Genomic DNA, 511 nt, shown 5'->3' on the forward strand with positions numbered 1-511 from the left:
CATAGGCGCGGCTTTAGCGCCGTCATGCCCGAAGCGGTGCGGCCCGCGAGGCAAAACAAAAAAAGACCAGTTCACGAAATGTGTTCTTTATCGATCTGGTGGCTATGGCGAAGCGCCCAGAACCCGATCCCATTCCGAACTCGACCGTTAAACGCTTCTGCGCCAATGGTACTGTGTCTCAAGACACGGGAGAGTAGGTCGCCGCCAGATCTATTAAGAACACAAAAAAAACCTTCTCAAGAAATAATAAAAAGCCCCGCATCAAGCGGGGCTTTTTTTATTCCCAAGCATATCAAAAACAAGGCGCCACGCGATGCAAAAAAGCAAGGCGTGGCCGCAGACAAAAGACGCAGGGGCGAGCTCTCGCCGCTGTGAGGTCGATCGTCATACCAACGGCTGTCATGATTGACCGATATGCGCCCAGTCGCGCATTCCTATAGAGGTGATGGTTTGGGGCTGGTCGATGAGGTTGTTCCAGGCTTGGCAGGCAGCGTCGATGATGGCGTCGTAG

At 53.4% G+C, this 511-nt stretch carries 1 rRNA gene; it reads left to right on the plus strand.

Annotated elements, in window-relative coordinates:
• Positions 1-94: 94 nt before the first annotated feature.
• A 5S ribosomal RNA gene (gene rrf, locus DQG18_RS15880) occupies positions 95-210 on the plus strand.
• The last annotated feature ends 301 nt before the right edge of the window (positions 211-511 follow it).

Origin of the sequence: Pelagibacterium sediminicola (genome assembly GCF_003390885.1) — a bacterium.
In the GTDB taxonomy this organism is placed as follows: domain Bacteria; phylum Pseudomonadota; class Alphaproteobacteria; order Rhizobiales; family Devosiaceae; genus Pelagibacterium; species Pelagibacterium sediminicola.